This window comes from Pseudomonas sp. R5(2019) (assembly GCF_009905435.1).
Classification (GTDB): Bacteria; Pseudomonadota; Gammaproteobacteria; order Pseudomonadales; family Pseudomonadaceae; genus Aquipseudomonas.
In genome coordinates this window covers 99,378-107,951 of sequence record NZ_JAAAMT010000016.1, presented here as the reverse complement: position 1 = coordinate 107,951, position 8,574 = coordinate 99,378, and the positions used below count along the sequence as shown (strand labels likewise).

The window sequence follows — 8,574 nt, the reverse complement described above, 5'->3', positions numbered from 1 at the left end:
AGCTACCGCCCTACGAGCTGCCGAAACACAAGACACGGATGACCATCAAGAGCGCAACCCACAAGGGCAAGGGCTTCAACGAACTGCGCTTCGAGGATGAAGCCGGGCAGGAAGAAATTTATATCCATGCCCAGAAGGACCAGAACCTCCACGTCAATCATGACGAAACCACCTTCGTCGGTCATGACCGCAGCGAACAGGTCGAACACGATGAAACCCTCACCATCGGCCACGACCGCCAGGAGACCGTGGGTAACGATGAGCAAGTCCATATCGGCCAGGACCGCCGCCACGACATCGGTCAGGACGAATTCCTCACTATCGGCCGCAACCACAGCATCCGCACCGGCAAGGACCGCACCGAGGAGGTCGACAACAACCGTCGCGACAGCATCCAGGCCAATCACTGGGTAACCATCGGCGGCAACCTTGAGCAGACCGTCGCAGGCCATGCCGAAACACAAGCCGGACAGGCCATTCGGCAGCGGACGAAAGTCTACGAAATTCAGGCTTCAGACACTTTGTTCATCAAGGGGCCAGGAGGCAGCCTGCGCATCGATGACGCTGGCATCACCTTCGATGGTCTCTTGCTTCAGGTGAAAGGGCCCGTGACTGTTCAGGGCGGCAGCTCCAGCGCCATTGCGCCACCCGTGGCAGCTCTGGCAGAAGACCTGCCTTTTGATGTGCTGTGCACGAAACGCAGCGATGGCAGTTGCCCTCGAGCCGATTGCCCATGCGGCAACTTCCAGGGAGCCTGACCATGATTGAAGCCCTCGAACACCCCGAATTGCCGGAGGTGGAAGATGAATCACGCGCGACCTGGCTGCTGCTTGAAAGTGAAGTGCTTGAAGAATGGTTGTGCCAACAGCCCGACGCCGTCGAGAAGCCTTCGATCGCTTCCGAAGTACGCAAGACAGACTACGCCTGCTCTTTGAGTTGGGTGTGGAGTGAAACCGAGTACGACGGCCACGAAAGGCGCGGTCCCCTGCTGGTTCGGTATTACCCAGGCTCCGCTCTCGCAGCGCGCTTCCAGCATGACTGGTCCGAAACGGATGGTGCCGTATCTATCGCCTCTCAATCACCTCCCGAGCAAGTACTGGCGCACCTGCGAGCCATCCTCTTCGTCTTCATGCCCAACGGCAACCGGGCTCGATTTCGACTGCAGGACACGGCCGCCCTGGCCAGCGTGCTGCATGCATTGAGCCCATACCGCGCCGCTACGCTGTTGGGTCCCCTTGAACAATTGCAATGGCGCGAGAACCTGGGGCCGGCCCACCAATGGTGGCGCTATGTTCAGCCCCATGGCCCGCACCCGGTACAAGGCGAGTTCCAGTTCACCGACAGCGAAATGGCCCTGATCGATGCAGGTCAGATGGACCATCACCTTCGCAAGCAAGTCGCCCTGACACAGCAAGCTCCTCACAGCTTTCACGACGACGCTCGAATACAGACCAAGGTGTGGCTGCGCCAGCTCAGGCAATGGGGTATTCAGGCGCGTCCCCACCTGGACATCGGCCTGGAAGTCTTTCGCCACCCATCTTTCCGCACAAGGGCAATGGCGGTGATCGCCATCCTGGAAGCGGCTCACCTGTCCCCGGGTGCCCGCGTGACCCAGGCGCTGAATCATCTGATGACAGAGGACATTTGAACCATGACAGGAAGCACTCAATATTTCAGCGCCAATGAGGGTTGCCAACCGCGGATACCATTATTTCCCCTGCGTTATTCGGCCCACCCGCGCCCAAAGGGCGGTGGCGCTTACGCGTATGAGCAATCCGGTCTGAAGCTGCAACAAGGCTTCAGGAAGCTCGACCATGCCCAATACGGCCTGCGTTGTATCGGCGCTGGTTTCATCTATCTATTTGATGAAACCGAGGGCGATATCTTCGTCTGGCGCGTCAAGGAGAACGATGGTCAATTCATCGAAATGAAGTCCAGGTACCGCTCACTCGACAGCGCCATCAAGGGTTACATACCCGGCCATACCGTCCGCCACCTCTGGGCCAGGAAGTGCTCGCGGGTGCACCTGCTGCTGACCGACACGCTGCTGACCGAAAGAAAGATCCGCGAGATTCAGACAAACAAGGATGGCGTGCGCGACAGGCTGGCGACAACATTGGACATGAACACCTGGAATCCCGAAGCGCCCGCCGAACATACCTTTGCAGCTGAACACATCCATGAATGGGTGGAAGAATACAAAGGCACCGACCTTGACTTTTCCCCCTGGAAAATCAAGCCCACCCTCTCGGCCAATGCCTTGCTACAAAGCATGAGGGCTGTCGCCCCGGCGGCGCAGCTAGCGGTGGTCATGCAAGACCACATTGCTTTGGTTCAGGATCTTGGGGGCGTGTTCCAGGAGTCGCGCAAAGCCCTGGAGCACTACACCACCGCCCCAGACAAAACCCACAACAACACCGGCGCCACCCAGCGCTACCGCAAGAAGCTCATCGCCGATTTGATCGGACGAATCTATGAGTCGGAATATGCCGAAAATGCGGGCGTAGCCGGCCAGGGCGAGCAAGCGCTGGAAAAAAAGCTCAAACGCGACATGGACGTGCGAGAGCAGAACCGCCAGTTTCAGGCTTCCATCGCCACTCAGCAGACGGGAAAATATCGTCCCTCATCCTACCCTCTGACCACCCCACCCAGCTTGGCACCCGCCGACCCCATCGCCGCCCGCGCCGAAGCCCTGGCGGCATCAGCGCCTATCTACTCGCGGCATATCAAAGAAGCCGAACGGGTGAAATTTCTGCGTGACTTCGACAACGAGGTGACCAAACGACATGCCAGCGTGCTGGACCGCAAGAACGACCGCTGCCGCTGGCTGGAGAGTTACCTGGCCGCATCACCCTGCGACCTTGGCGCCGCCTTCATGCGCTACGACACCAGCGACCCGATGTCCTCGACCAGCCATGCCATCGCATTTATCGCCTGCACCGAGGGCATGATCTGGGGCACGGAAACAACGCCTTCCGGGAAAACCGACAAGGAACGCGAGCTATTCCAGTTGTGGTGGGAAATGCCCTGGCAGACCAACCCCATTCTGACCAACATCGACCACGACAAGGGCCTTGGCGACACGATCTGGGATAACAAGATGGACGTTACCCTGGATGCCGCGCTGAGCAAGGGCGCGGGGCAACTCCTTCGCTATGTGGCCGTGCATTTCCTGATGGAGCAGGTCAGCGTCTATACCCTGAGCCGCTTCCCGAACACCGGAAACGGCCGAGCCTGGCACGGGGCTGCGCGCGACGCGGTAGCCAACCGCATTCATCAACTGGCGGGGATGGGGACCGTGGAGGACGCGAATCGGCTGGTGCAGATGCTTGAGACCCGCTATCAGGACCGCCTCACGACAAGATCGCTTACCCCCATCGAAGCCGTCCAGGCACTGGAAGATGCTGCAGGGTTTCCACGTGGGACGGTGGCGGTGGGATCCCTTGCGTCGAATGCGGGGGATGTAATGGAAGTCTTCGAATGGTCGCGGTTGAAGCCGTTGATGCGGTCTGCGAGTCCGTTTTTGCAGGTGTTTGAACGGGGGGTGGCGGGTGGGGTGGCGTTTTTTAGTTTTCTGAATTTGAAGGCGGCGGTGGGTGCACTGACTGCATCGCCAAATTGGGAAACGGTGTCGAACTTCGCTGCAGCCTTAATGGGAGTGGGCAGCGCACTGAACGGAGTACTTGTTACCACAAGAGCATTAATGCCCCAGGTATATTTGCGTGTATCGATTTCTAGCATGATGTTGGAACGGCTCAGCAGAGTGTCCGCATTAGATCGTTGGTTTGGTTATGGCGGGGCGCTATTTGATGCCTTGACCAACTGGTTGAGAGCCACTGGACAGCGACGACTAGGAAATCATGACGCGGCCACCGCCTACGCTCTGGCTGCAGTTGGCTTGAGTCTGGGCGGGGCCGCAATGACTACTGGTGGGGCAGCGCTTGCATCAGGATTAGGCATCGCTGGTACTGTAGCCACGGTACCTGTTTGGGGATGGATTGCTGCAGGTGCAATTCTATTGGGGGTTGGTCTCTGGTGGCTGCTTGAGGCTGAACGGGGGCTATTTACCGCACTCAACTACTGGCTCAATGACGGCAGCTTTGGAAAGCATGAGTTACTTGGCCGGAAGGCCATAACCAAATACGTCAACCTTGATGATGAAAACAAAGCGTATGTTAGTGCCCTCTATGCGCCGCGATTGGTGGGAAACGAGTGGAAAGTTTTCGGTACCGAGCAGGCCCCCATACATCTACCGGGTAGAGGGGGGGTGGCAGTCAACTACGATCCTCGCTTCGTCATGCGCATTGCATATCCCTTGGCGGGCGAGGTAAAGCGGCCTGCTGCGACATACGAGAGCAAATCCTCCGACGCGCCGCCACCCAAATGGGTCGAAGAGGGTCCAGCAGAGCCTTTGAGTAGCGGGGGAAGCGTCCATACTTATGTAGTGACCGGTTTGAGCGAGAAAGCTGTAACGACCTTCACGCTACAGACCGCATACAAACCCACTCTTCTGGAAGAGTCTTTGGAAACCAACTTTCAAATCTCCGCCACAGACGCCCCGTTTTACTATGGAAAGTAAGTGAACATGTCTCAACATCACGTACCCAAAAAAGAACGCAGCATCTTCTACACCCGCGTCGAAGCCCTCCGCACGAACGCCCCACCATTGAACGTAGAGCCGGCTGCCGACAACAATGTAATGAAAGTCACCGAACACTCTCTGTTTATGCGCACCGCAAATGGCAGTATGTATGGAGGACGACACAGCATGAGTTGGTGGGCGGCGGCAACGACTCCGGTTATATTCGCTTTCTTTTCTTTAGGCGGATATTGGATCTATCTCCATGATCGCAACCAAAACGGCTATAGCGCAGGCGCGGTTTCCCATTATCTTGAGAGCTGGTACTACCCCATCTGCATAGCCGCTTTTTCACTTCTATCCTGTTTCTGGATGTTTATTCCGTGGCGTATGCAACTACCGATTATCTTCAATCGAAAAACCCGCCAAGTCACTTGTGTGATCCAAGGCAAGCTAGTCAGCCAGCACTGGGACCAGCTGGAAGCCTACATCAAGGACGTCACCAGTTTCGCAGTCGGAAGTGGCCCCATCAACGAAGGTGTACTCACCCTCGCATTTCCTTACGTTGACCCGGACAAACCCAATGGAGAGAAATGCCTGCGGGTTGGTATCTACGCCACGTTGGATCATCGGCAGGCTGTAGTAAATCGAGGTATATACGGTGCTGCCCAAGTCTGGGAGTACATTCGCCTGTACATGCGCGAGGGAGCTTGCGCTGTTCCTCCTTCGTCCGCACTTGATCGCTACGCCATAGCTAGTGCACGTGAAGCCGTTCAGCAATTCAACCCGCTAAAGGTACTTCGAGTTCAGCACCCGGGCTGGCTCGTCGTGGCCGTTCCATTCTTCTTGTTCATCGCACTGCCCATCGCGCCGCTTGTGATGCTGGGCGACATTTTCTACATGTGGCTCAACCGCATCCTGCCGCGCCGCAAATGGCCACAGCAACTGATCGACGCCTGCGACGGCGTATGGGACGGCAAGGGTGACTAAAGTTGGAACAGAATCTCCGTCCCCACAGGCCATGCATCGCAACCGCTAAGGTCTTTGCCCCACAAAATAATCCACATCCTGCTGCAGCAAGCGCTCACCCAACACACCCATGGCCTGCCGGCTGTCCTCCAGCAACAGGCAGAGGCAGTCGGCAACATGGGAAACGTCGCAGTCGTCTGTGTCTTCGAGTTTGATGCGGGAAAAGGTTTCGAGCAGATTTCGAGTGGCGTTCATGCGCCGGGTGATGAAGGTGTGCAAGGCCATGTCCGAGACAGCGGGATTGATCTGCAGGACTGATGTTTCGGTACGCACATCGGAATTTTGATTCAAGGTTCAAGCTCCTATTGATAGTGAGCCGACACCCTTGTCGCCAAACAATGGTGGCAGCTGTACGCAGGTTGGCGAACCAGGCAATAGGTACCCGGCAGATCCGAAGATCTCCCGCGCACAGCTGCCATAGCACAACCCTGTGACCGCCAAAGAGGTCTCATGGTGCTTATGTGCGCTGTCGCGCCTATTGCTGCGGGTCGCCAAACCCGGTCGTCCTGTGGGACGACGGGCGGACTATAGGATGAGGTTCAAGTCAGTGCAAGCAAGATATGGGCTGTTGACGTCCGCCTGAACCACACCGCCATCAATGGCCGAGCACAGATCCATGTAGGAGCTGGGCTTGCCCCAATGCCAGTCAGTTAAGGCGAGATCCATGTGGGAGCGGATTTACCGGATCGCCGGACCGCCGCGAATGAAGGCACCGCGCAATGCCAGAAAAACCGCGGTGTCTGGATTCGCGGATAAATCCGCTCCCACAGGTTTTCGGCGCTCCATTCCTTAACTGACTGGCATTGGGGCTTGCCCGCGATGGCACCAGCACGGTTCCTGCATGTGCACGAACAGCTGCGTCTACCTAGGCAAGATCTAGGGTGTATCTGCTGACGTCATCGCGAGCAAGCTCAGCTCCTACATCCTTGTACATCGCCATTTTTATGGCAGACATCTCACCGCTTGAACCGGTAAAACAAATTCGGCTCGCTCACCACATACACATTACCCACATCATCCATCGCCACGCCTTCGGCCTGCATCACGTCGGCCTTGAGGCCCTGGTGGCCGGCGCGCAGGGTCAGGGTGCTGACCGGGCGGCCGGATGTGTCCAGTTCGATCAGCACTTTGGACTCGTCCGAGAGCGCCAGCAGGTGCTGGGACGCCGGGTCGAACCAGAGGCTGGAGAGATCGGTCAGAAACAGCCGGGCGTCCCGCGCAGGGTTGCTGGTGACGTTCGGGTTCAGGGGTTCGATGCGCTCACCGAAGAAGCCGCTGATCTCGAGAATCTGCAGCGGATTTTTTTCCTTGGCCACATACAGGCGCTGGTGGGCCGGGTCATAGGCCAGGCCTTCGAAGCCCTTGTTCTCGGTGTCCTGGTCGCTCAGGCTCAACTGCCGGGCATTGAGCGGGTCGGCGATGTCGATGGATTCGGTGTCGGCACCAATGTGAATCTCAGTCAGGCGCTTGCGTCGCTCTTCGACCACCACGTAGGTGCCCGGGCGGATGTATTCGATGGCTTCCGGGTCCTCAAAACCAATCATCGGGATGCTGCGCAGCAACTTGCCATCCAGTGACAGTTCAATGAACTGCGGGTTCTGGTTGGTCAGGCTGACCAGCGTGCGCCGATCGCTGTCGAAAGACAGCGCCGAGAGGTTGTCGAAGCCGGTCAGTGGCAAGGCCTGCACGTCCGCCCGGTAGCGCGACAGCTTCACCCCGTCGGCGTTACTGCGCTCCACTCGGTCACGCTGGACCCAGTCAAACCAGATGCGTTCATATAGACGCTGCTGCTGCCCATTGACGGCCAGCACCAGCACCGCCATCCCTACGCATAACCAAAGCCCCTTGAGGGAAAGCGCCCGCTTCATTTTGTCTGCCCGTGTCCTGAGATCCTTGATCAGCCTAACGAGCGAACAGTGATTTTTGATGACGCTGGCAACGCCGCTTCCGTCGACACGACTTTCACTGCAAGAAACCGAGAGAGCACCCGCCGGACCATGGCGTAAACTCACGCCCTGCCCAAAGGATCTGGAGTCCACCGTGAGCCCCATCGCGCTGTTTCGTTTGTTGTTGCTCGCCGCCATCTGGGGGGCGAGCTTTTTGTTCATGCGCATTATTGCCCCGGAACTCGGCACGATCCCGACCGCGTTTTTTCGCGTGTCCATCGCCGCCATCGGCTTGCTGGTGATCCTCGCGCTGATGCGCATCGACTGGAATTTTCGCGGCAAATTCGGCGTATGCCTGGTGCTGGGCATGATCAACTCGGGCATACCGGCCACGATGTATTCGGTAGCCGCTCAGGTATTGCCGGCTGGCTATTCGGCGATTTTCAATGCCACCACACCGCTGATGGGCGTATTGATCGGTGCCCTGTTTTTTCGTGAACCGATGACCAAAGCCAAGCTGTGCGGCATATTCCTCGGCCTGCTCGGCGTCGCGGTGCTCAGCGGCGCCGGGCCGGTGGCGTTCGATGCCCAGTTGATGGGCGGCGCGCTCGCCTGCCTGGCCGCCACCGCCTGCTATGGCCTGGCTGGCTTTCTGGCCCGGCGCTGGCTGGACCAGCAAGGCGGCCTCGACAGCCGACTGTCCGCTTTGGGAAGCATGCTCGGTGCGACGCTGTTGCTGGTGCCGCTGTTCGGTTACAGCGCCCTGACACACCCGCCTGCCAGCTGGGGTGGCTGGCAGGTCTGGGCATCCTTGCTCGGCCTGGGACTGCTGTGCACCGCCTTCGCCTACATCCTGTATTTCCGTTTGCTCAGCGAAATCGGACCGATCAATTCCTCCACCGTGACTTTCATGATCCCGATCTTCGGTGTGCTCTGGGGCGCCTGGCTGCTGGATGAGCCGCTGTCGATGGGGCATGTGTACGGCGGCGTGCTGATCGCCCTGGCCGTGTGGCTGGTGCTCAAGCCGGCAGTGGTGGCCAACCCTGCACCGAGCCAAAGTGCAGACAAGGCCTGAGGACG

The 8,574-nt window shown here is 58.3% G+C and carries 6 protein-coding genes and 1 pseudogene; 5 read left to right on the top strand and 2 right to left on the bottom strand.

The window, feature by feature from the left end; all coding sequences use genetic code 11:
* From GUY40_RS13260 to GUY40_RS13245, 4 genes and pseudogenes are all read left to right on the top strand, one after another.
* A pseudogene (locus tag GUY40_RS13260) lies at positions 1-758 on the top strand (type VI secretion system tip protein VgrG); the annotation flags it as partial.
* A 2-nt stretch (positions 759-760) separates the two neighbouring features.
* The gene (locus GUY40_RS13255) at positions 761-1,648 is read left to right on the top strand and encodes a DUF4123 domain-containing protein (RefSeq protein ID WP_166569398.1); all 888 of its coding nucleotides are present in this window, start codon (positions 761-763) and stop codon (positions 1,646-1,648) included.
* Between the two features lie 3 nt (positions 1,649-1,651).
* A complete protein-coding gene (locus GUY40_RS13250; protein ID WP_166569397.1) occupies positions 1,652-4,579 on the top strand; it encodes a toxin VasX in 2,928 nt (975 codons plus the stop codon).
* Positions 4,580-4,585: 6 nt separating this feature from the next.
* Positions 4,586-5,569, top strand: coding sequence for a DUF6708 domain-containing protein (locus GUY40_RS13245; RefSeq protein WP_166569396.1), 984 nt, complete (start codon positions 4,586-4,588; stop codon positions 5,567-5,569).
* A gap of 45 nt (positions 5,570-5,614) precedes the next feature.
* Here the strand turns inward: GUY40_RS13245 and GUY40_RS13240 are convergent, their stop codons facing one another.
* Positions 5,615-5,899 carry a hypothetical protein gene (locus tag GUY40_RS13240; protein WP_166569395.1) on the bottom strand — a complete coding sequence of 95 codons (285 nt, stop codon included), beginning with the start codon at positions 5,897-5,899 and terminating at the stop codon, positions 5,615-5,617.
* Positions 5,900-6,564: 665 nt separating this feature from the next.
* Positions 6,565-7,476, bottom strand: a complete 912-nt coding sequence (locus GUY40_RS13235; RefSeq protein WP_166569394.1) for an SdiA-regulated domain-containing protein — start codon at positions 7,474-7,476, stop codon at positions 6,565-6,567.
* Positions 7,477-7,648: 172 nt separating this feature from the next.
* On the opposite strand from GUY40_RS13235, the gene GUY40_RS13230 reads away from it, so the two are divergent.
* Positions 7,649-8,569 (top strand): DMT family transporter, encoded by a 921-nt coding sequence (locus GUY40_RS13230; protein WP_166569393.1) that lies wholly within the window; start codon positions 7,649-7,651, stop codon positions 8,567-8,569.
* Positions 8,570-8,574: the final 5 nt, after the last annotated feature.